The sequence below is a fragment of the Chryseobacterium sp. MMS23-Vi53 genome (assembly GCF_047651245.1).
In the GTDB taxonomy this organism is placed as follows: Bacteria; Bacteroidota; Bacteroidia; order Flavobacteriales; family Weeksellaceae; genus Chryseobacterium.
This window is the reverse complement of sequence record NZ_CP180265.1, coordinates 2,304,260-2,327,222: the sequence shown is the minus strand read 5'-3', so window position 1 is coordinate 2,327,222 and position 22,963 is coordinate 2,304,260. Positions and strand designations below refer to the sequence as shown.

The window sequence follows — 22,963 nt, the reverse complement described above, 5'->3', positions numbered from 1 at the left end:
TAAATTGTATGCAGAGTTTTAAAGATTTTTTTGAAAAATATCAATGGGATGAGGTGAAAGCGAGACTTGAAAAAGTGACATTGTCTGATGTGGAAAACAGTCTTCAAAAAAAGAATAAAACAATAGAAGATTTCCTTAATTTTCTTTCACCTGTTGCTACGGAAAAGTTGGAAGTGATGGCGAAAATGACACAACAGCTTACTCAAAAACGTTTTGGAAAAACGATTCAGCTGTATGCGCCTTTGTATCTGAGTAATGAATGCCAGAATATCTGCACGTATTGCGGTTTTAGCTTAGACAATTCAATTAAAAGAAAAACACTTTCCGACACAGAAATGATGATTGAAGCTACGGTTTTGAAATCAATGGGAGTAAACCATGTTTTATTGGTAAGCGGTGAAGCCAATAAAACCGTAGGAATTGATTATTTTCTGAATGCAATCAGACTTTTAAACCCCCATTTCGCTAATATTTCAATTGAAGTTCAGCCTTTGTCGGAGGAAGAATATCAACAGCTTCATGATGCGGGAGTGAATGCGGTTTTGGTGTATCAGGAAACCTATCATCAGGAAGTTTACAAAGAATATCATCCGAAAGGAAAGAAATCTAATTTCAATTTTCGTCTGGAAACGCCTGACAGAATTGGAAAGGCGGGAATCCATAAAATAGGATTGGGTGTTTTGCTTGGTCTGGAAGATTGGCGCGTGGATAGTTTTTTTAATGCGCTTCACATCGATTATCTTCAAAAACAATATTGGAAAAGCAAATACTCGGTTTCATTTCCTAGGCTTCGGCCTGCGGAAGGAATTATTGAACCAAATTTTATTATGTCCGACAGAGATTTATTACAACTAATCTGTGCTTATCGAATCTGGAATGAAGATTTAGAAATTTCTATTTCGACGCGAGAAAACGAAAAGTTTAGGAATAATATTATCTCATTGGGTGCCACAGCAATGAGTGCGGCTTCAAAAACCAATCCCGGAGGTTATGCCGTGGACAAAGAATCGTTGGAACAGTTTGAAACCAGCGATGAAAGAAGCATGGAAGAGATTAAAAGTATCATTAAAAAGGCAGGTTACGATCCAGTCATGAAAGATTGGGATGCTGTTTACAGCGGAATTTAAATGTAAAAGGTTTGAATTAAACTAAATAATGCGATCATTTGCTAAATGAAATGTCCTTACGAACGAAAATATGCAAAATAATTTTAAAAATTAACCTTGCGCCTTTGCGTTAAAAATCAATAATGAAAAACGAAGACATTTTCTCAAGATACAGCCGACAGATTTTCATCGAAGAAATCGGTTTGGAAGGTCAAAGAAAAATAATGAATTCCAAAGTTTTGGTGATTGGAGCAGGAGGTTTGGGAAGTCCTGTTATTCAATATTTAGCTGCGGCTGGAGTTGGAGTTTTAGGAGTTACAGATTTTGATGAGGTTGAGTTACATAATTTAAACAGACAAGTTATCCACAATGAGAATTCTGTTGGAATTTCAAAGGTAAAAAGTGCGGAAGCATTTGTAAAAAGCCTTAATCATCAGGTTAAATTCATTGGAATTGAAGAAAAAATTGAAGATGAAAATATCGAGGAAATTATTTCGCAATTTGATTTAATTATCGACGGTTCTGATAATTTCAAAACGAGATATTTAGTTAATGACATTTGTGTTCAATTAATAAAGCCTTTGGTTTACGGAAGTATTCTTGGGTTTTCAGGGCAAGTCGCGATTTTCAATTATAATGGAAGCAAAAATTTAAGAGATATTTTCCCTGAACCGCCTTTTGATGAAAATCTTCCGGATTGCGACAGTCTTGGTGTTTTAGGTGCTTTGCCGGGAATTGTCGGAAGTATGATGGCAAATTTAGCTTTAAAAATCATCACAGATTTGCCTTTGCAGCTGAATCAATTGACGTTGATTGATACTTTGGAATGGCGATTTCAGACGATTAATTTCTAATTTTAAACACAAATTGCATGAACTTTTTTTCACGAATGACACAGCGATTTTTAAATTTTGGCTAAAGCTAATTCGAAATGAATCATAAAAAAAACGGGCTAAAGCCCGTTCCTATTGATAAAATATTGTCTTTTTAATACTAATAATTACATGAAATCATCAGTGAATTCGTGGCTAAAAAAACTATTGTCCCTGCTGCATCACTCCACCATTTTCCTCTTTCTTAGTTTGATTTAAAATATTTGCATCTTCTTTTGCTAATTTATTTTTCGTCGGAATTTTATAATTAATAGATAATCCGAAATTTCTGGAATCATACTTTGTTTTCAGCACCACTGCTTCTCCGGAAGGTGGATTCGAGCGAACCTGCATCACCTGTCCGTTGAAAATATCATTGGCAAAAACAGAAACAGTCAGACGGTTGTCCATGAACTTTTTCGTTAAAGTAATATCTACATTATTATTGAATGGTTTTTCTGCGGTAAAGTAGAAGTATCCCGCTTTTGGTGTTAAATAACTCCAGTTTGCTGTCAGTTTAATATCCTTTGGCAAAATTACCTGCGCCATTGCATTGAAAATCCAGAATCCTTTGTTGTTTAAATTATCAATATCATGTTTTTGATATCCTGCGTAGAGATACATAAAATTAATTTTATCAGGATTAAAGTTAAATTTCATAATCTCACTCAATGGTTTTGTGAAAATCATAAATGGAATAGGCAATCCTACATTGAAATTATGAATCTTCATATCAGCAATATTAATTTGCTCATTATAAAGATTTTTTCCGTTTTTTCTAATGATTTGCGCGACCTGATTTTTTGCTGAACTTACGCTGTATCCAATGAAAGCATAATCAAAAGCGGATAATTTTATTTCATAATTATCAAAAATTGTCGGTTGAAGATTGGGATTACCTGTAACTTGAGTATTTGGGCCTTGGAACGTCGTATTGTTAGGGTTTAAGGCAGAAATACTAGGCAAATTGATCTTCTTGTTATAATTCGCCACAATATTAACCTGATTCATCAAGTTATACTGAATACTTGCATTTGGAAATAATTTAAATTTATTAAAAGGAATTAAATCTTTCTGAACGACAGAATTCGTACTATCCAAAACTCTTGTAACTCCCGAAATATCGTAGTTTTCTGCACGGGTTCCCAAAATAAAATCAAACTTTTTCAGTTTAGCCTGAAATTCCAAATACGTTGCAGTTGTCTGTCTTTTATATTCCAGATTCGTTAAGCCTTTGCTTTCCGTATCAAAATTCTGATTTTCATATAAACCTCCCAAACTTACTTTTCCACCATCCAAAATCTTTAAAGGCTGAGAATAATCTATTTTAAAATTGGCGATTTTCATGTCAGACTTATTATTCAATTGGTTTCCGTCTGAAAATGCCGGAATTGATTCTTCGGGATTTAGGTAAGTAATCTTTCTGAAAATATTGTCCTGATCAAATTTGCTGTCCGATTTTGTATAACCAAACTGAAAATCTAATTTCTGAGCTTTATCTGTAAAACGTTTTTGATAGGTTATAACAGCTTCCTGTCTCGTATTTAAAGTATGTGCTGCATCAAAAGCAGAAAAATTACCTTCTCTTATGCTGTCTTTAATATTTTTATAGGGAAGATCTGCGAAACCTTCACTCAAAGTGTAGTTGTCGTTATTGTTGTGATAAATATCGTAATTAAGCAATAATCGGTCTTGCCCAAGGTCAAAAGTTAATCCGGATTTTGCAAAATATCCCCGTCCGTATCGGTCTGTATTGCTCAATAGCAAACCATTCTGATTAGAATTAAGCATACTTTCACGGTAATTTTCCCCGATATTCAACTGCCATCCGAACAGTTTATTTCTTGCATTCAAATTTAATGAATGGCTCGTTCTGCTTCTGAATTTATCGTAATTCGTAAAAGAATAATTTCCGGAATAGGTTGCTGTTAAATATTTATTCGCATTTTTATTCGTAATAATATTCATGATCGCGCCGCCGGAAGTTGCAGGAAATTCTGCGCCGGGCTGAGTAATCACCTCGATTCTGTCCACAGAATTGGCGGGCATTCCTTCAAGAAAAGAATTCAATTCGTTGGAAGTAATGTTTAAAGGTCTTCCATTTAAATAAACATCCAAAACTTTACCTTGATACATCATTCCTGCGATGTCTGTAGAGACCAATCCCGGAAGTTTTTTAATACCTTCTAAAACGTTTCCGTTATTAAGCTGAGGTTGTTCCGAAAAGTCGAAAATGGTACGATCTGCTTTTTGTTCAACTGCTTTTTTAGTTTTGGTGATGGTGACACCTTCAATTTGTTTTTCTTTGACTTGGTTATTAGTTTTTTCCTGGGCAAAAGTATATACCGTACCCAAAAAAGATAACGCAATAATTGTTTTTTTCATAATGCTTTTCAAACTTCTATTAGGTTAGACGTTGAAAAAGAATTTTTGTTACAAATGCGAACTTTGCTGTTTTATTTTAATGAATTGAATTCCACATAATCAAATTCAGGTGATGAGGTGAATAATTGTCTTAAAACAGAAGCATGACCATTCCCTACAACAACCAAGATCCTGTCTTCCGAAGTATGCGGAATATTTTGGATATTTCTAAACATTCTCAGGTTTCTGTTGTACCAGTATAAAGCCAGCATGTCTGCACCATCGTGTTCTCTTAATTTAAAGTCTCCGCTCAAATATGCTCCATATTCATACTGATGATATTCTTTACTGTTCATAAATTTAAAAAGATCCAACAGCGATTTGAAGTTTTTCGATTCCGAACTTTTGAAGAAAGCATTGTATTCTTTTGATATAGGATCTTCGCTTACAAAATCATAATCTTTGCTTAAATTATTAAAATACAACGAATCTTTCTTCCCGAATCTTTCCTGCAAATCGTTCAAAACAGATTCTGCATCGATGCTGTACAATTCATTTAAATTAAATTCTTTCGCTGTACGCATTGCAATCTGGTAACGTTCATCTCTTTTATCTGCGTGCTTACCTTCTTTGTATTCCTTTAATTTTTGATTGGCATTCCAAGTTGGAAAAGCTTCTATCGCAATTTTTGTTGGCTTAAATTTTTTGATATAACTAATAAGCTCCGTTACTTCTTGTGAGGTTTTGGGTGATAAAACATCGACCTGATCACCTTTTTCAGTTTTGTGAGCATCAAGATTGGGATAATCAAAATGAAATGATCCGACAACTAAAACTTTCGTTTTTGGATTGGTGAAATATTCAGATGGGTTTTTCTGGGCGAATGCAAATATTGATAAGCAAAGCAAAAATGTATATAATATTGTTTTCATAGGATTGATTTTTTGTCAAAATTAGAATTCCAATTAATAATATAAAATAGTATTTCGATCAAAGGAATTTGAAACGGTATGAAACCATTTTCATCGGAAAAAATGAACCGTTTGTCGAAAAATGAAGGCTGAATTTCAGAGAAAATCTATTTTTGTTGTATGAAAATCAATAAACTACTTTATCTGCACATTTTCTTTTGGGCAATTTATGTGACCGGAGCGGTTCTTGTTCCTTATTTTGCTTTTCATTCGAAGAATACGATTTTTAATATTACTTTTTTTATCACGAGCATTATTTGTTTTTATGTGAATTATTTTATCGTCGTTCCAAGATTTTTTGATGCAGATAAATTGTATAAATCCTTCTTCGCTTTTTTTCTCAGTGTTGCTTCATTTGTTGTGGTAAGATATTTTGCGGAAGAAATGTTCTTGCCCCAATTTTTCGGAGTCAGAAATTACGCGAAAGGGGTGAGCTTTGGATTTTACTTTTTTGATAATATTTTCTACAGCAGCACAACGATTTTTATCAGTACGACTTTTTGGTTTTTTAAATATTCCATCATTGCAGAAGAAGAAAAAACGAAACTGATTGAAGCCAAAAAAAATGCAGAATTACAGGCTTTAAAAACACAGATCAATCCACATTTTATTTTTAATTCTTTAAATAATATTTACTCTTTAGTTTATCAAAAATCAGATCAGGCTTTGCCTGCACTTGAAGAATTAAGCCAACTATTGAGATACAGTACGAAAGATTTAGAAAAAGATTTCATCAGTTTAGATAAGGAAATCGGATATATTGATAGCTTGACGGCTCTTGAAAAATTAAGGCTAAAAAATCCTGAATTATTAATTGTTGAGAAAAATATCAACCACCCCAAATTGAATATTTCTCCAATGATTTTAGTTCCGTTTGTTGAAAATGCCTTTAAACACGGAGATTTCCGAAACAAAGGTTTTCGAATGAAAATTTCAGATGAAAATCAGGTTCTTAATTTTCATCTTTTAAATTATAAAAAAGAGAGAATGAAAGATTCGGTTTCGGGAATCGGAATTGAAAATGTGAGAAAAAGGCTGGAAATTCTCTACCCTAAAAAATATGAATTGAACATCAAAGATTCGGAAATAGAATTTATCGTAGATTTAAAAATTGATTTGCGAAATGAGTAAAATTAAATGCATCATTGTAGACGACGAACCGTTGGCGATTTCGCTTTTGGAAAGTTATGTGCAAGAAATTCCTTTCCTCGAATTGGTTTTCTCCACGGAAAATCCGATCGAGGCATTAGAATTTATTCAAAATAACGAATCAGATTTGGTTTTTTTGGATATCCAAATGCCGGAACTGACGGGCATTAATTTTATGAAAATTCTTGGTGACAAGCAAAAATATATTTTAACAACGGCTTATTCCGAATATGCTTTGGAAGGTTATGAACACAATATTGTGGATTATCTTTTGAAACCGATTTCTTTTGAACGTTTTTATAAAAGTGCTTTGAGAGCTCAGGAACGTTTTACTTTTAACGAAAATAGGGAAGAGTCTCATTTTTTTGTAAAATCTTCCGGACAACAACATAGAATCAATTTTGAAGATATTTTCTATGTGGAAAGCATCAAAGATTATGTGAATATTAAAACTTCTGAACAGGAATATATTGTTTTAGATACCTTAAAGTCTATGGAACAACAGCTTTCGGAAATTTCTTTTGTGAGAATTCATAAATCTTTTATCATTAATTTAAATCAGATTAAAAGTTTTGATTCTAAAAAAGTCATCTTGTTTTCGGATCAGGAAATTCCGATCGGGGAAAGTTATAGAAACAATTTTTTGACCAAACTTAAATGAAAAAGCAACCTCAATCTGAAGTTGCTTTTTCTATGATTAATTAAAATCTAACAATTAATTTTTCTCTTGTTGTTTAATTAAATTCAAAGCAGAACCTGCTTTAAACCAATCAATTTGCTGATCGTTATACGTGTGGTTGGCCATGATAATATCTTTAGTTCCATCATTGTGAATGAACTCTAAAGTCAATTGTTTTCCAGGAGCGAACTGATCTAAATCTAAGAAATTAATTACGTCGTCTTCCAAGATTTTATCATAATCAGCTTCATTAGCAAAAGTGATTCCTAACATTCCTTGTTTTTTAAGGTTTGTTTCATGGATTCTTGCGAATGATTTTACTAAAACAGCTTTTACGCCTAAATGTCTAGGTTCCATTGCAGCGTGCTCTCTTGAAGAACCTTCACCGTAGTTTTGATCTCCTACAACGATTGAAGGAACTCCAGCCGCTTTGTAAGCTCTTTGTACAGCAGGAACTTCCCCGTATTCTGCAGTCAATACATTCTTCACCTTGTTGGTTTCCATATTGAACGCATTTACGGCTCCGATCAACATGTTGTTTGAAATATTATCCAGGTGACCTCTGTATTTTAACCATGGCCCAGCCATAGAAATGTGGTCGGTTGTACATTTACCGAATGCTTTGATTAAAAGTCTTGCTCCGGTAATGTTTTTTCCGTCCCAAGCTGGGAATTCTTCCAGCAACTGAAGTCTGTCTGAAGTTGGGTTTACGTTAACTACAACGCTAGATCCGTCTTCAGATGGAGCTTGGTAACCGTTATCATCTACAGCAAAACCTTTTGCAGGTAATTCAAAACCTTGAGGTTCGTTTAATTTTATTTGCTCTCCTGCTTCGTTCGTTAAAGTATCTGTAATCGGATTAAAATCTAATCTTCCAGAAATTGCAATAGCAGCAACCATTTCCGGAGAAGCTACGAAAGCGTGAGTATTTGGGTTACCATCCGCTCTTTTCGCAAAGTTTCTGTTGAAAGAGTGAATAATTGAGTTTTTCTCTCCTTTTTCAGCACCTTCTCTGTCCCATTGTCCGATACAAGGTCCACAAGCGTTGGTAAAGATTCTTGCATTTTCAAATTTTCTGAATGAATTTAAAAATCCGTCTCTTTCTGCTGTAAATTTTACCTGCTCCGAACCTGGATTGATTCCTAAAATTGCTTTAGGTTTTACCCCTTTCGCAACAGCGTCTTCCACAATAGAAGCAGCTCTCGATAAATCTTCGTAAGACGAATTGGTACAAGAACCAATCAATGCCCATTCTACTTCAAGTGGCCATCCGTTGGCTTCCGCTTTAGCTCTGAATTCAGAAACTGGAGTAGCCAAATCAGGAGTAAAAGGTCCGTTTAAATGCGGAGCCAGTTCAGAAAGGTTGATTTCGATTAATTGATCAAAATATTGTTCAGGGTTGGCGTAAACTTCAGCGTCACCTGTTAAGTGCTCAGCAATTTTATCAGCTGCATCTACAACATCTTGTCTTCCTGTAGAAGCTAAATATCTTCTCATTGCATCATCGTATCCGAAAGTGGAAGTTGTAGCTCCAATTTCAGCACCCATATTACAAATCGTCCCTTTTCCTGTTGCTGAAAGAGATTCTGCACCTTCACCGAAATATTCTACGATGCATCCTGTTCCTCCTTTTACGGTAAGAATTCCTGCAACTTTTAAGATTACGTCTTTTGCAGAAGTCCAGCCGGACATTTTACCTGTTAATTTTACACCAATTAATTTTGGCATTTTCAATTCCCAAGCCATTCCAGCCATTACATCTACTGCATCTGCCCCACCAACACCAATGGCAACCATTCCTAAACCTCCTGCATTTACCGTGTGAGAATCAGTTCCAATCATCATTCCTCCCGGGAAAGCATAATTTTCTAATACGACCTGGTGAATAATTCCGGCTCCCGGTTTCCAGAAACCGATTCCATATTTATCACAAACTGAACCCAAGAAATTGAAAACTTCCGAGTTTTTATTAAGACCTTCCTGTAAATCTGCCTGTGCACCTACTCTTGCCTGAATAAGGTGATCGGCGTGAGCTGTTGACGGAACAGCCACTTTAGCTTTTCCAGCCTGCATGAATTGTAAAAGTGCCATCTGCGCAGTTGCATCCTGCATTGCTACTCTGTCTGGTGCGAAGTCTACATAAGAGTTTCCTCTTTCATGTGCTTGTGTAGCATTTCCTTCCCAAAGGTGGGTGTAAAGGATTTTTTCTGAAAGGGTAAGAGGTTTTCCCACAATTTGTCTTGCTGCAGCAATTCTCTCTGGGTAACGCTCGTACACTTTTTTGATCATGTCGATGTCGAAAGTCATATCTATTTTAATTTTTCTTTTTCTAATAAGTTTTTTTCGTTCTTTAATTTAAATTTGAACCGAAAAATTATCCAAACAAATTCATCAAATTCTATTCCTATACTCTGTAAAACAGTATAAATAAGATGAATGATGAATATTTTTAATACCTATCAAGTTAAGCAAAAAATAAATTTTGAATCATTGATATAGGATAAAATAATTCTTATGGTACTTAAATAGAAACATTCTAAATAAAAAAGAGAAAGATTTTAAATCCAATGGACTAAAATCTTTCTCATATCATTTAAATAGTCTTTCGACTAATCGTTTTATTTAATTAGTGACAAACTGTAACCAATTCTTTAATTGATGGAACAAACGTTGTAAGGTCTATACCTTCTACAGCAGCTTTGTACTCGTCGATATTAGGAATTCTTCCCATGATCGCAGACAATACAACAACCGGAGTAGAAGCTAATAGAGATTCTCCTTTTTTACGTTCAGAATCTTCTACAACTCTACCTTGGAAAAGTCGGGTAGAAGTTGCTAAAACTGTATCTCCTTTTTCAGCTTTTTCCTGGTTACCCATACAAAGGTTACAACCCGGACGCTCAAGGTACATCATATTTTCATATTGCGTACGAGCTTCGCCTTTCGGAGCTGCATCGTTGAATTCGAAACCTGAATATTTTTCTAATAATTCCCAGTCGCCTTCTGCTTTTAATTCATCGATGATGTTATAAGTAGGAGCCGCAACAACTAATGGAGCCTGGAATTCTACTTTTCCGTTTTGTTTTTCAATGTTTTTAAGCATTTGAGAAACGATTTTCAAATCTCCTTTGTGAACCATGCAAGATCCTACGAAACCAAGGTCAACTTTCTTTTCACCTCCGTAATATGTAAGGTCTCTGATGGTATCGTGTGTGTATCTTTTAGAAACGTCATCATTATTTACATCTGGATCGGCAATCATTGGTTCAACGATTACGTCAAGATCTACAACAACTTCTGCGTAATATTTAGCATTAGCATCAGGAGTTAAAGCTGGTTTATCACCGCACTTAATTTCCTCGATTCTCTTATTTGCTTTGTTAATTAAACCTTGAAGAACGTGATTGTGATTATCCATTCCTTTGTCAATCATAATCTGGATTCTGCTTTTTGCAATTTCCAATGATTCGATCAAAGTATCGTCTTCTGAGATACAGATAGAAGCTTTAGCCTTCATTTCTGCAGTCCAGTCTGTGAATGTAAACGCTTGGTCAGCCGGAAGAGTTCCGATATGAACCTCGATAATTCTACCTTGGAAAACGTTTTCTCCGTCAAATTGCTTCAACATCTGAGCCTGAGTTGCGTGAACTACATCACGGAAATCCATATGCTCTTTCATTTCTCCTTTGAAAGTTACTTTCACCGATTCAGGAATTGGCATTGATGCTTCACCAGTTGCCAAAGCTAAAGCTACCGTTCCAGAGTCAGCTCCGAAAGCAACACCTTTTGACATTCTCGTGTGAGAGTCTCCTCCGATGATGATTGCCCATTCGTCAACTGTAATATCATTAAGAACTTTGTGAATAACGTCCGTCATTGCGTGGTATTCACCTTTCGGGTCACGGGCTGTGATCACTCCGAAATCGTTCATGAATTTCATTAATTTAGGAATATTAGCCTGCGCTTTTTTATCCCAAACTGAAGCGGTATGACATCCTGACTGATAAGCTCCGTCAACAATTGGAGAAATTACGGTTGCAGCCATAGATTCCAATTCCTGAGAAGTCATCAAACCTGTTGTATCCTGAGAACCAACAATGTTTACTTTTACACGAACGTCTGAGCCTGCGTGTAATAGTTTACCTTCCGTTACGCCCACTGCATTTCTGTTGAAGATTTTTTCAACGGCAGTCAAACCTTGTCCTTCGATAGAAATTTCTTTAGAAGGAGCGAAAACTGCAGGAGCAGTAATTCCTAAAGTTTTTGCCGCAAACATCTGGATTTTTTTACCGAAAACGATAGCGTAAGAACCTCCCGCTCTGATGAATTCTAATTTTTGCGGAGTAAATGATTTTGAAATATCTTTCAATTCAACATCTCCGTTGTATAATTTTTTCTCTTTGGTATTGATCGTTAAAACAGTTCCTGTAGCAACAGAATATTTTTCTTCTAAAATAATATCGCCGTTTTCATTACGAACAGGATGTCCGTTTTCATCTGTTTTCTTTACCCAGTTCTGAAGATCGATTCCGATACCTCCGGTTACGTCAACGGTTGTTAAGAAAATTGGAGAAATTCCATTAGTTCCAGCAACAATCGGAGCAATGTTTACGAAAGGTACGTAAGGACTTGCCTGTTTCCCTGTCCAAAGTGCAACGTTATTTACACCAGACATACGAGAAGAACCAACTCCCATTGTTCCTTTTTCTGCGATAAGCATTACACTAGCATCAGGATGTTGAGCCTGTAAAGCTTTTATTTCTTCCTGTTGAGCAGGAGACATCATGCATTTTCCGTGCAATTCACGGTCTGAACGAGAGTGTGCCTGATTTCCCGGAGATAATAAATCGGTTGAAATATCACCTTCAGCAGCAATGTAAGTAACAATTTTTATTTCTTCTGCAACTTCAGGAAGTTTAGTGAAAAACTCTGCTTTTGCATAGCTTTCCAAAATATCTTTAGCAATTTTGCTGCCTAATTCGTAAGCCTCTTTTAAACGAGCTGTATCAGCATCATATAAGAAAACCTGAGTTTTAAGAACTTCACCAGCTTGTTTTGCGATAGCTTCATTATTTCCTAAAGCTAAATCAAGTAATACCTCGATTGACGGTCCACCTTTCATGTGAGACAAAAGTTCAAATGCAAACGTTGGCGTAATTTCTTCAACAACAGATTCACCTAAAATGATCTCCTTTAAAAACTTAGCTTTTGCACCGGCCGCACTTGTCGTACCCGGTAAAGTATTATAAATGAAAAATTTTAGAGAATCAGCCCTGTTTTCGTTTGCTGTATCTTTAATCTGCTCAATAATTGCGCTTAGCAATTCTGCTCCGTCGATTGGTTTTGGGTGAAGCCCCTGTGTTTTTCTTTCCTCGATTTCCTGGATGTAATCCTGATAAATATTCATAATAATAGAAGTCTTTTCAATCTTAAAGTAGATTATAATAAATTGAAATTATTTCTGTATTTGTTTGAAATACAATTATTTATAATCTGTATTTTTTTGTTAAAAGTGTGAAATTAATAATTAACGCTAAAATATATGATGCAGACATTTTTGTGTTATTTCATGTCAACTATTACAGCTTAAAGACGTTTCGTATCGTAAACACCTAAAAAATGTTCCCAAATTTACGGATTTTTAATATTTTTTCGGACTCAAATTATTTAGATTCTTTATAAATATGAATTTTATATTTTCTATTTTTGGTGGTATTTTTGCAAACAAATGATGATTATGAAAAATGTTGTTCAGTTTTTATGCGTTTTTATTTCGATTTTTGTTTTTTCTCAGACCAGATCTGTGAAGAAATCAACCGTTAAAATCACTCCGAAAACTACGGTTAAAAAGTCTTCATTCCGTGCCAATAAAAATCCTGATCTACCACTTATTAATGTAGAGCTACCACTTTTAATTCCAAAAAAGAAAGATGGAAATTTTGGATATGTTAACCAGAAAGGGAAATTTATTATTCAGCCGGAATATCACATTGCAGTGTTTTTTTATGAAGACTGTAATCTGCTGAATTCTCCAAATTTAAAATTAAGAAAATTAGGAACGGCAGATTATGCAACGGTAGAAAAGGACGAAATTTCTTACAGAATCGATAAAAAAGGAAAAAGGGTTTATAAGTTTAAGCAATCGGATCTTGGGCAATGTGTTCATAAGGAATATGTTCAGCAGCTTTTTCAGGCGTATACGATGAATGGTTTTTTCGGAATTATAGAAAAAGCAACATTCCAGAATCCGCAGGATTACAAACAGTTTAAAATTTATCCTCAATATGATTATCTTTTCATTATGGAGGGGGATGATGTCGCCAATCCAATGATTATTGCTTCTAAAAACAATGTTTTCGGAGTGGTTGATGTTAATAATAATGTGATCATTCCTTTCGAATATGCCGATATTAAAAGAAACTTCAGCTGGAAACTCGGAAGGATGTTTGATGTTTCAAAAGATGGTAAAAATTACTATTATGTAGATTCAAAAAATAAGACATATTAGAATTTAAATTAAAAACACAAACATCTGTGTAAATTATCCGTGATAGAAAAATTTAAAAACAAAATTATTTTAAATTAAATCTACATTAAACCTCAAAAAACGTAATTTCTCAAATTCCATAAATTTTTCGTAATTTCGCGGCTGAAATAAAGGGGTGCTGTAACAAGCTGAGATTATACCCAATGAACCTGGAACAGATAATGCTGTTTAGGGAAATTAAAAATGAGCAATAGGTAATGAGTAATGAGCAATTCTCAAATATTACTTATTACAGATTACTAATTACTCATCATAATCCGCCCCTTTTATTCATTAAATTTTAAAGATTTATAGAATGAAAGGATTATTTTTTTTAGGGCTTACCGTTGGCTCATTTGCTTTCGTGCAAGCACAAAATACCGATTCCTTAAAGATAAAGGAAATTGAAGCTGTTAATTTTACGAAAAGACTTCCTGTTGCTAAAGAAATCATTAATGTTCAGAAAGATTTAGACAGCAAAAACTTAGGACAGGATTTACCTATTTTACTGAAAAACCAAACTTCCATAATTTCAACTTCTGATGCCGGAAATGGTATTGGATACACTGGTTTTAGAATCCGTGGAGTTGCCGGAAGCGCAATCAATGTAATGATGAATGGTGTTCCGTACAACGATTCCGAAAGTCAGGGAACATTTTTCGTGAATGTGCCGGACTTGACGAGTTCTGCGTCACAAATCTTGATTCAAAGAGGTGTTGGAACTTCAAATAATGGTGCTGCTGCGTTTGGAGCAAGTATCAACGTTCTTTCGAAAGATCCGGAAGAGAAGTTTTATTTCAAAACGGATGACAGTTATGGCTCATTTAATACGTATAAATATTCTGCGGAGATAGGTTCCGGAAAATTCTGGGGAAACCGTCTTTCTGTGATGGGGAGATATACGCACATTAATTCTGATGGATATATCGACAGAGCTTCATCAAAACTGGATTCTTACAATTTTACGGCCTTATATGAAGAAGGAAAAACGAGAATTCGTCTGATGGCTTTCGGAGGTAAGGAAAAAACATATCAGGCATGGAACGGAATCGACAGAAAAACTTGGGAAACAGATCCGAAGTTCAATTATTCCGGAGCTATTTACGATTCGAACTGGGAAAATATCGTCGGATTTTATGATAATGAAACGGATAATTACAGACAAAATCATTATCAGTTGCTTTGGGAGCAGAAATTCAATGATAAATGGAATTTAGAAACGACATTACATTATACTAAAGGAAAGGGATATTACGAAAACTATAAGCAGGGAGATCCTTTTTCGAGATATAATTTGGCTGATATCAATGGTGAAGAATATTCAGATTTTATCAGAAAAAAATGGTTGAATAATGATTTTTATGGAGTTGTTTCCACATTGTACGGAAAATTGGGAATTGTTGATGTGAATTTTGGAGCAGTTGCCAACCAATATTACGGAAGACATTATGGAAATGTAACCGGAGTTTTTTTTCCTGAAATCGATGAGCACGAATATTACAGAAGCCGTTCCGTGAAAAATGAAGTTTCGGGATTTGCAAAGGCTTTGGTGAGGGTTCAAAACTTTGAATTCTTCGGAGATTTGCAGTTGAGAAATGTTGATTATGACACAAAAATTATCACAGCAGGAGACGATGAAGGGGCTAATTTAGATAAAAACTGGTTGTTCTTCAATCCAAAAGTGGGTGCAAATTATAAAATCGAAAGCGGAAAAATTTTCCTTTCTTATGCACATGCACACCGCGAACCAAACAGAGATGATTTGTTAGCCAATAACGATGTAAAGGCGGAAAAACTTCACGATTTTGAAGCCGGAATCGAAAAACAATTCGGAATTGTATCGTTTACAGCGAATTTGTATTACATGTATTATGTTAATCAATTGGTTTTAAATGGCGAATTGAACAACGTTGGAGCTTTCATCAGAACAAACTCAGGGAAAAGCTATAGAAGCGGGATTGAGTTGGGAGCTTTAGCAAAATTGTCGAAACAATGGGAACTGACAGGGAATGTAAGTCTCAGCAACAACAGAAATCTAGATTTCAAAGTGGAAAATGAAACGACAACAAAAGATTTAGGAAATACTCAAATTTCTTTTTCTCCAAATGTGATTGCAAATTTAGGTTTGAGATTTAATCCAACCAAAAACTTCCAGTTTGTCCTACAAAATCAATACGTTGGAAAACAATATCTGGATAATTCAGAAGATGAAAATTTACAGTTGAAAGATTATCTTTTGACGGATTTTAATGCACAATATCAGTTTAAAATTAAAAATAATGATATCGCATTAAAACTTTTGGTGAATAATATTTTCAACAAAAAATATGTAAACAACGGAGCTGTTTACGACGGAACTCCTTACTATTTTTCTCAGGCGGGAACCAACTTTATGTTTGGAATCAGCTGGAAAATTCAGTAAAAATCAATCAGGCTATATTTAAAATAATTATAGTAAAAAGTAAAAGTTAGATTTTTTAAGGCTGCTTCGGCGGCCTTTTTTGTTTTTTATTTGGAGCTTAAACATCAATAGGAATGGGCTTTAGTCCATTTTCAAAATGATATCCAAACCAATCGGCTTTAACCAAAACTTACATTAGGATTATTAAAAAGTAGGAGTTTGAGATTCTCGAAGTCCCAGTTTTTTAAAACTTTGTCAATTCTTAAAAAATCCCAAATTTAATTTTTATTGAAACAATTTCTAAATTCACTCTTATTGGTGGCTGAGGCTCTCGATGTCACCAATTTTACAATTGTAAAATAAAGAATATGAACCAATAACGAACTTGCACTGCTAAATTGAAAATCAACAAAATATAAAACTATTTTAAACTCCTGTTCATAATCAACAAATCTCTCAAAAAGTCACGAAAAAGTCATAAATTTGCCACCAAATGAATATTTCAGCTTACATTTTAGACTATTTGAAACAGTTTGGGACAGTTACTGTTCCCGGTTTTGGGGTGTTTTCTCTGGAAAATTCCAAGGCAATTATCAATTCCGAAAATGGGAGTATTCTTCCTCCTGCAAGCAAAATTGTTTATACGCCGGATTATCAAATAAAATCGGATGATCTGGCAGCTTTTATCGGTGGTCAGAAGCAGATGTCTCTTGAAGCATCCAAAACAGATCTGCAGATTCAGACGGATTTTTGGAAGAAAAAATTGCAGGCGGACCAGACTTTGGAAATTCAGGGTTTGGGAGTGCTTTTCATAGAAGATGGCGAAACGCATTTCAAAGGAAACAGATTGGAGTCGGATCATCCGGATTTTTATGGTTTGGAAGAAATTAAAATTTCAGACATTAATAATAAAGATGTTAAAATCGGAAATGTTGTAAATTCTGAAAAGGATTATAAATTTAATAAATCTATTCTTTGGGCTTTCCTTGTTGTTATTCCGGTTTTAGGAATTATTTATGTAGGATATTCTCAACAGGAACTTCTTTTCGGAAAAAAATCCTTTGACAAAACGAATATTTCCATACAAACCAAAACGCACAGAATTGAAAAAGATACTGTGAAAATTCAAACACATACAATGCCGGTTGCAGATTCTTTGAAAAAAGATTCAACGGTAAAATCTCAGATTCAACCTGCTATTCAGGCTACACAAAAGGCTGCCAAAATTCCGGCAACTTCAAACAACACTAAGAAATAAAATGGGAAAAGTAAAAAAAGCGTCAGAATCTCTGACGGTAATGACAAATATTGTACTTCCGAATGATACCAATCAGCTCCGAAACCTCTTTGGTGGTGAATTATTGGCAAGAATGGACAGATGTGCTTCAATTTCTGCAACTAGACATTGCGAAAGAAGAGTAGTTACAGCATCTGTAAATCATGTTTCGTTCGATCATCCGATTCCGGAAGGAGGAATTGTTGTAATGGAATCTAAAGTTTCCAGAGCTTTTTCTACCTCAATGGAAATTTATGTAGACGTTTGGTTAGACGATCCTATCAATCATAAAAAAATTCAGACCAATAAAGGAATTTATACTTTTGTAGCTGTAGATGAATTCAATAGACCTATTCCCATTCCCGATATGGAACCGGAAACAGATATCGAAAAAGAAAGGTTTGCTGCCGCTTTAAGAAGAAAAGAATTGTCTTTGATCTTATCGGGAAGAATGAAGCCTTCGGAATCGACAGAGCTTAAGAAGCTTTTTCAGGAAGAACCTAAATAATCTCTTTTAAAGAAAAACAGCAAAAAATTAACGTTACAATTATAGATATAACCGACAAAAATATTTGTCGGTTTTTTTATTGATATTTCATATGATGCTTCTAGATAATCGCCGGATTTTCTAAACATCTTTTGAGGAATAAATAATACTAAACCTGTGAATATGAGAATGATAGTGCTGATTGTTGCTTCCAGCCATAAAAATGTTTTACTTCCAAAATTATCAGCACCTTCAGAGGAATAATGAATTGGAATTCTTTCCTGAATAGACGGAAATTTTACTGCTAATAAAACAATGTATATTAAAAATAACAGCACAGAAAAGCTGAAAATAATTTTTGATAATTTCATTTGAATGAAAAATTGAAAAATTCTATTTTACAAAAGGTGTTTCTAAATCTTTGTAACTTACCTTTGCATCAACAAATATAAGAATTATGTCTTCGATGAGAATATTGCTTTTAGATAAAAACCACCCACTAATTACCGAACAGCTTTTGGCTAAAAATTTTATTTTAGAGGAGGATTTTACGTCCTCTTACGATGAGGTTTGTAATAAAATTGAAAATTATGATGGTGTTATTATCAGAAGCCGAATTCCTTTAGACAAAAATTTTTTAGAAAAAGCAAAAAATCTGAAATTCATCGCAAGGGTAGGAGCGGGAATGGAAAATATCGATATTCCGGTTGCTGAAAAAATGGGAATTCAATTGATAAATTCTCCCGAAGGAAATAGAGACTCTGTTGCAGAACATGTTGTGGGTATGTTATTGATTTTAATGCATCGACTTTTTATCGCGTCTCAGGAGGTTAAAAACGGAATCTGGCTGCGTGAAGAAAACCGTGGTGACGAATTACTAGGAAAAACTGTGGGTTTAATCGGTTATGGAAACATGGGAAAGGCAACTGCAAAAAGACTTTCAGGTTTTGGCTGTAAAGTGATTTTCTATGATATTTTACCAAACCTTTCGGATGAATATGCAACTCAGGTAACTTTGAAAGAATTAAAAGAACAGGCAGAGATTTTAAGTTTACATATTCCTTTGACGGATGAATCTTATTATTTAATTGACGGACCTTTCATTTCCGATATGAAAAACGACTTCTATTTCGTGAATACGGCAAGAGGTAAAAATATCGAAACTAAAAGTTTAGTTGAAGCTTTAAAAGCGGGAAAAGTAAAAGGCGCCTGTCTTGATGTTTTAGAATATGAAAAATCTTCTTTCGAGAATATTGAAGGAGAAAATGAAGATCTTCAATATCTTTTGAATTCAGAAAAAGTGATCGTTACACCGCATATCGCAGGTTGGACGGTACAAAGCAAAGAGAAGCTTGCGCAGGTGATTGTTGATAAGATTATTGCACAATTTGCTTAATTAAAATATAGTGATGCTGAGCTGTCGAAGTATTTATTAAAAACTAAAATCATCTTGATTATAAAATCTTGACAATTTTACCTTTTTCGTCATTATTTCGTTTTATGTTAAATAATTCATAATTCATGCTCAATATTTAATATTTATTTTGAGTTTTATTAAATTGCCGCTCATTTTTGAAACTCATGAGGATGCGCAATTTTGTACTTATTTTAACTGTCTTTTTATCCATTTTTTCCTGTAAAAAAAAATCTGAAAACAAAGAAGCTGTCGCTGAAAATACGACCAGTCTTCCTAATTATGGGAATGTAGATCTGAGCAATGTTTTTACGAAAGAAGACAGTCAGCTTTCTGATAAAGCATCGCTGACTCGCTATATAGATCAATATTACAAAAAAGTTTGGGAAGGAAGTGATCTTAGCGGTGGGATTTTAGTGGCAAAAGGCGACGATATCATTTATGAAAATTACAGAGGTTTTGCAAGGCAAGACAATCAAAAAGCAATCAATAAAGATACTCCGCTTCATGTAGCTTCCGTTTCAAAAACTTTGACTGCGATGGCAATGTTGAAGTTGGTTGAAGCCGGGAAGATCAAATTATCAGATCATTTAACACAATTTTTTCCAGGATTTCCTTATCCGAATGTTACTGTTAAAACATTATTAGACCAAAGAAGCGGTCTTCCGAAATACGAATATTTCATTACAAAAATTCAACCTGCTCCGGCAGAACTTTCAAAGCAGTTTATCACTAATGAAGACGTTTTGAATATGCTGATTAAATACAAACCCGATTTAGCAAGAGAAACCGACACAGGTTTTATGTACTGCAACACCAATTTCGCTTTATTGGCCTTATTGGTTGAAAAAGTGACAAAAATGCCTTTCCCACAAGCAATGAAAGAAATGGTTTTTGATCCTTTGAAAATGAAAAATACCTACATTTTTCAGGAAAAAGATATTCCGACGGCTTCTCAGTCTTTTTATTATGGTGGAAACAGATTGTATCCTTTAGATCGATTAGATCTTATTTATGGTGATAAAAATGTGTACACAACGCCGAGAGATTTATATAATTTCTCAAAAGCGATGTTTTCGAAGCATTTTTTACAGCCTGATTTAATGGAAAAAGTGTTCACTCCTTACAGTCAAGAAAAAGCTGGAATGAATAATTATGGTTTTGGTTTCAGAATGAAAATTTTTGATAACGGAGAAAAATTAACCTATCACAACGGTTGGTGGCACGGCACAAACTCTGTTTTCGCTCACTTGTTAAAATCAAAAGTGACGATTGTAGCGATCGGGAATAAATATTCAAATAAAGTGTATACAGCATTGGCTTTATCAGGTTTATTCGAAGATTTTCCGGTTCAGAAGGATAAGCTTCACAGCATCATGAGCGAAGATAAAGATACATTGAGCAGTCATGGTGAGGTTTATGGAGAATAATGTTTATTTTTGCGTAAACATGTTCATGAAAAGATTTCTTCTATTATTCGTCATCGGTTTTCTGTTGCAGTCTTGTGCAAGGGTTGGATCGCCTGTTGGTGGACCGAAAGATACATTGGCTCCAAAATTTCTAAACTCAAATATTGATACGACAAGGATAAATGTTCCGAGAGACATCAAAGAGCTCCGTCTTGATTTTGACGAGTATGTAACGTTGAAGGACATCAATAAAAATTTAAATATTTCGCCTCCGATTAAAAATATCAAGCGTATTATTCCTTCGAATATTGCAAATAAGTTTGTCTTAATTCAATGGACAGACACGTTGCAGGCGAATACAACTTACAATTTTAATTTCGGAAACGCGATTGCAGATAATAATGAAAATAATGTTTTAAGATATTACAACTTTGCCTTTTCTACAGGTGATAAACTGGACGATCTTTACATAAGCGGAGAAATTAAAGATGCTTTATCTACCAAAAAAGCAAGTGAAAATAAATTTGTTGTAGGACTTTATCAGGTAAAAGATACAATGAATTACAAACAGAAACCTTACTATATAACTAAGGTAGACGACGACGGATATTATGAGCTCAATTATCTTGCTCCCGGAAAATATAAAATCATTGCTTTTGAAGATGAAAACGGAAATTCTATGTATGACCCAGGTAAGGAGAAGATAGGTTTCCAGAAAGATCCTGTTGTGGTTGAAAAATCTGTTTCAGGATTAAATTTAAAATTATTCCCATCCAAAAAACCGGTGAAGTATCTTGAAATGAAAGAAACACCGGGGGGTGTACTGATGGCTTTTGAAGGAAAACCTGAGAATGTAAAAGTTCAGCCGTTAAGCGAGAAAATTACCGATTATAAAGTCACTCATGCTCCAAAATCCGATACGGTAAAAATTTGGTTCGACGCAGTAAAAAGTGATGTCGGACAAAAAGCTACCGAGAACCTGAAATTTGGTTATAATGCAGGTGTTGGGAAAAAAGATTCGTTGTATAATGCTTCCCTTTTCTATAAATACAATGCTAAAAGCACAATGGATCTTACCAATGAAAGCTCAGGAATGCTAGCTCCGAAGGAAGATTTAAAGCTTAGTTCAAATTATTATTTAGATAAAATAAATACCGAAAAATGGATTTTCAGAGAAGCCGGAGATTCATTAAATACATTGCCTTTTACAGCAAAAATTTCGGAAACAAATCCTTATCAGATTTTTGTAAATGCCAATTTTGTTTCAGGAAAAAAATATCAATTGACGGTTCCAAAAGAAACAGTTTCTTCTTTTTATGCTAAAAATTCTCAATCCAAAAGATTTGATTTTGAGGTTGATAAAGTTGAAAATTACGGAAAATTACATTTCACATTACAAAATGCACCGACTTCAAGTTATTGGCTTCAATTGTTAGACACATCAGATAAAGTTTTATTCCAGAAATATACGAAAGGAAGTGAAGTGACATTCGATATTTTAAAGCCGGGTGAATATATTGTAAGAATTTTGGTTGATAACAATGAAAATAAATTCTGGGACGAAGCCGATTTCCAAAATGATGTCTTTGCAGAAGATTCTTACATTTTCTATAAAACAGCGATTGTGAGACCATTGTGGGATAGCAACGAAACTTGGGATTTAAAAGATACAAGAGTTTTAGATACATCAAAATTGAGTACTCCTAAAACGAATACCAACAATAATCCACCGCAAGACCCAAAGAAAATGAATTTAAAAGGTAATGACGCATTGTTGACGCCTACCAGATAAGTGAATATGAAGACGTTTAAACAAATAATTTTCTGGACTTTAGTGGGATTTGCCTTAATTCAGTTTTTTCCAACGGATAAAGTGAATAAGCCGGTGAATCATAAAGTAAACTTTGTTGAAGCCAAAAAAACTCCCGAAAAAATCGCAGGATTGTTAAAGGGAGCTTGCTATGATTGTCATTCCGATGAAACAGTTTATCCGAAATATGCTTACATCGCACCGATTTCTTGGTCTGTGAAAAGTCACGTCAACGAAGGTCGAGAGCATATGAATTTTTCGGTTTGGGATACTTATAATAAAGATTTAAAGGAAAGTATGCTGAGTAAAACAATCCAGACAATTCAGAGCAAAACAATGCCAATGCCTGGATATATTGTTTATCATAAAGAAGCAAATTTATCCGATGCAGAAAGGGCTTTGCTGATAAAGTATTTCGAAGAAATGCTGAAATCGAAAACGTATTAATTCAATTTTAATTTAGATAAAGAAAAACACTCGCAGATTTAGCAATTACGCA

The 22,963-nt window shown here is 34.4% G+C and carries 17 protein-coding genes and 1 riboswitch; of the genes, 12 read left to right on the top strand and 5 right to left on the bottom strand.

Going from position 1 to position 22,963, the window contains the following annotated elements; genetic code table 11:
• The first annotated feature begins 8 nt into the window (after nt 1–8).
• Together thiH and ACKX2A_RS10230 are read left to right on the top strand one after the other, a co-directional pair.
• Nucleotides 9–1,127, top strand: coding sequence for a 2-iminoacetate synthase ThiH (gene thiH, locus ACKX2A_RS10235; protein ID WP_415329375.1), 1,119 nt, complete (start codon nt 9–11; stop codon nt 1,125–1,127).
• Between the two features lie 122 nt (nt 1,128–1,249).
• Entirely contained in the window at nt 1,250–1,960 is a 711-nt protein-coding gene (locus tag ACKX2A_RS10230) for a HesA/MoeB/ThiF family protein (protein ID WP_415329373.1), read from the top strand.
• Between the two features lie 183 nt (nt 1,961–2,143).
• Here the strand turns inward: ACKX2A_RS10230 and ACKX2A_RS10225 are convergent, their stop codons facing one another.
• Nucleotides 2,144–4,363, bottom strand: coding sequence for a TonB-dependent receptor domain-containing protein (locus ACKX2A_RS10225; RefSeq protein WP_415329371.1), 2,220 nt, complete (start codon nt 4,361–4,363; stop codon nt 2,144–2,146).
• Nucleotides 4,364–4,434: 71 nt separating this feature from the next.
• A complete protein-coding gene (locus tag ACKX2A_RS10220; RefSeq protein WP_415329369.1) occupies nt 4,435–5,274 on the bottom strand; it encodes a DUF5694 domain-containing protein in 840 nt (279 codons plus the stop codon).
• A gap of 159 nt (nt 5,275–5,433) precedes the next feature.
• On the opposite strand from ACKX2A_RS10220, the gene ACKX2A_RS10215 reads away from it, so the two are divergent.
• A complete protein-coding gene (locus ACKX2A_RS10215) occupies nt 5,434–6,444 on the top strand; it encodes a sensor histidine kinase (protein WP_415329367.1) in 1,011 nt (336 codons plus the stop codon).
• The gene (locus tag ACKX2A_RS10210; protein ID WP_415329365.1) at nt 6,437–7,123 is read left to right on the top strand and encodes a LytR/AlgR family response regulator transcription factor; all 687 of its coding nucleotides are present in this window, start codon (nt 6,437–6,439) and stop codon (nt 7,121–7,123) included. Before ACKX2A_RS10215 ends, ACKX2A_RS10210 begins: the two co-directional genes overlap by 8 nt.
• A gap of 54 nt (nt 7,124–7,177) precedes the next feature.
• Here the strand turns inward: ACKX2A_RS10210 and ACKX2A_RS10205 are convergent, their stop codons facing one another.
• Nucleotides 7,178–9,448: an aconitate hydratase gene (locus ACKX2A_RS10205; protein ID WP_415329363.1), complete on the bottom strand. Its 2,271-nt coding sequence runs from the start codon at nt 9,446–9,448 to the stop codon at nt 7,178–7,180.
• A 319-nt stretch (nt 9,449–9,767) separates the two neighbouring features.
• Nucleotides 9,768–12,548 (bottom strand): bifunctional aconitate hydratase 2/2-methylisocitrate dehydratase, encoded by a 2,781-nt coding sequence (locus ACKX2A_RS10200; RefSeq protein WP_415329361.1) that lies wholly within the window; start codon nt 12,546–12,548, stop codon nt 9,768–9,770.
• Between the two features lie 330 nt (nt 12,549–12,878).
• Between ACKX2A_RS10200 and ACKX2A_RS10195 the strand changes: the two genes are divergently transcribed.
• From ACKX2A_RS10195 to ACKX2A_RS10180, 4 genes are all read left to right on the top strand, one after another.
• Complete coding sequence (locus ACKX2A_RS10195) at nt 12,879–13,649, top strand: WG repeat-containing protein (protein WP_415329359.1); 771 nt, start codon at nt 12,879–12,881, stop codon at nt 13,647–13,649.
• Nucleotides 13,650–13,791: 142 nt separating this feature from the next.
• Nucleotides 13,792–13,880: riboswitch (TPP riboswitch) on the top strand.
• Between the two features lie 103 nt (nt 13,881–13,983).
• Entirely contained in the window at nt 13,984–16,089 is a 2,106-nt protein-coding gene (locus ACKX2A_RS10190) for a TonB-dependent receptor (RefSeq protein ID WP_415329357.1), read from the top strand.
• Between the two features lie 472 nt (nt 16,090–16,561).
• On the top strand, nt 16,562–17,326 hold the full coding sequence (locus ACKX2A_RS10185; protein ID WP_415329355.1) for a hypothetical protein: 765 nt from the start codon (nt 16,562–16,564) through the stop codon (nt 17,324–17,326).
• Nucleotide 17,327: 1 nt separating this feature from the next.
• Nucleotides 17,328–17,852: an acyl-CoA thioesterase gene (locus ACKX2A_RS10180; protein WP_415329353.1), complete on the top strand. Its 525-nt coding sequence runs from the start codon at nt 17,328–17,330 to the stop codon at nt 17,850–17,852.
• Here ACKX2A_RS10180 and ACKX2A_RS10175 read toward each other — a convergent pair.
• The gene (locus ACKX2A_RS10175) at nt 17,834–18,202 is read right to left on the bottom strand and encodes a DUF1648 domain-containing protein (RefSeq protein WP_415329351.1); all 369 of its coding nucleotides are present in this window, start codon (nt 18,200–18,202) and stop codon (nt 17,834–17,836) included. The two genes, ACKX2A_RS10180 and ACKX2A_RS10175, sit on opposite strands and share 19 nt — an antisense overlap.
• Nucleotides 18,203–18,297: 95 nt before the next feature.
• Between ACKX2A_RS10175 and ACKX2A_RS10170 the strand changes: the two genes are divergently transcribed.
• The 4 genes from ACKX2A_RS10170 to ACKX2A_RS10155 all read left to right on the top strand — a co-directional run bounded on the left by ACKX2A_RS10170 (nt 18,298) and on the right by ACKX2A_RS10155 (nt 22,911).
• The gene (locus tag ACKX2A_RS10170; protein ID WP_415329450.1) at nt 18,298–19,227 is read left to right on the top strand and encodes a 2-hydroxyacid dehydrogenase; all 930 of its coding nucleotides are present in this window, start codon (nt 18,298–18,300) and stop codon (nt 19,225–19,227) included.
• A gap of 185 nt (nt 19,228–19,412) precedes the next feature.
• The gene (locus tag ACKX2A_RS10165) at nt 19,413–20,675 is read left to right on the top strand and encodes a serine hydrolase domain-containing protein (RefSeq protein WP_415329349.1); all 1,263 of its coding nucleotides are present in this window, start codon (nt 19,413–19,415) and stop codon (nt 20,673–20,675) included.
• Between the two features lie 25 nt (nt 20,676–20,700).
• Nucleotides 20,701–22,446: an Ig-like domain-containing protein gene (locus ACKX2A_RS10160; RefSeq protein ID WP_415329348.1), complete on the top strand. Its 1,746-nt coding sequence runs from the start codon at nt 20,701–20,703 to the stop codon at nt 22,444–22,446.
• A 6-nt stretch (nt 22,447–22,452) separates the two neighbouring features.
• Complete coding sequence (locus ACKX2A_RS10155) at nt 22,453–22,911, top strand: heme-binding domain-containing protein (RefSeq protein WP_415329346.1); 459 nt, start codon at nt 22,453–22,455, stop codon at nt 22,909–22,911.
• The last annotated feature ends 52 nt before the right edge of the window (nt 22,912–22,963 follow it).

Coding starts and splice junctions, on each gene's coding strand:
- thiH (WP_415329375.1), top strand. CDS start 9: ATGCAGAGTTTTAAAGATTTTTTTGAAAAATATCAATGGGATGAGGTG.
- ACKX2A_RS10230 (WP_415329373.1), top strand. CDS start 1,250: ATGAAAAACGAAGACATTTTCTCAAGATACAGCCGACAGATTTTCATC.
- ACKX2A_RS10225 (WP_415329371.1), bottom strand. CDS start 4,363: ATGAAAAAAACAATTATTGCGTTATCTTTTTTGGGTACGGTATATACT.
- ACKX2A_RS10220 (WP_415329369.1), bottom strand. CDS start 5,274: ATGAAAACAATATTATATACATTTTTGCTTTGCTTATCAATATTTGCA.
- ACKX2A_RS10215 (WP_415329367.1), top strand. CDS start 5,434: ATGAAAATCAATAAACTACTTTATCTGCACATTTTCTTTTGGGCAATT.
- ACKX2A_RS10210 (WP_415329365.1), top strand. CDS start 6,437: ATGAGTAAAATTAAATGCATCATTGTAGACGACGAACCGTTGGCGATT.
- ACKX2A_RS10205 (WP_415329363.1), bottom strand. CDS start 9,448: ATGACTTTCGACATCGACATGATCAAAAAAGTGTACGAGCGTTACCCA.
- ACKX2A_RS10200 (WP_415329361.1), bottom strand. CDS start 12,548: ATGAATATTTATCAGGATTACATCCAGGAAATCGAGGAAAGAAAAACA.
- ACKX2A_RS10195 (WP_415329359.1), top strand. CDS start 12,879: ATGAAAAATGTTGTTCAGTTTTTATGCGTTTTTATTTCGATTTTTGTT.
- ACKX2A_RS10190 (WP_415329357.1), top strand. CDS start 13,984: ATGAAAGGATTATTTTTTTTAGGGCTTACCGTTGGCTCATTTGCTTTC.
- ACKX2A_RS10185 (WP_415329355.1), top strand. CDS start 16,562: ATGAATATTTCAGCTTACATTTTAGACTATTTGAAACAGTTTGGGACA.
- ACKX2A_RS10180 (WP_415329353.1), top strand. CDS start 17,328: ATGGGAAAAGTAAAAAAAGCGTCAGAATCTCTGACGGTAATGACAAAT.
- ACKX2A_RS10175 (WP_415329351.1), bottom strand. CDS start 18,202: ATGAAATTATCAAAAATTATTTTCAGCTTTTCTGTGCTGTTATTTTTA.
- ACKX2A_RS10170 (WP_415329450.1), top strand. CDS start 18,298: ATGAGAATATTGCTTTTAGATAAAAACCACCCACTAATTACCGAACAG.
- ACKX2A_RS10165 (WP_415329349.1), top strand. CDS start 19,413: ATGAGGATGCGCAATTTTGTACTTATTTTAACTGTCTTTTTATCCATT.
- ACKX2A_RS10160 (WP_415329348.1), top strand. CDS start 20,701: ATGAAAAGATTTCTTCTATTATTCGTCATCGGTTTTCTGTTGCAGTCT.
- ACKX2A_RS10155 (WP_415329346.1), top strand. CDS start 22,453: ATGAAGACGTTTAAACAAATAATTTTCTGGACTTTAGTGGGATTTGCC.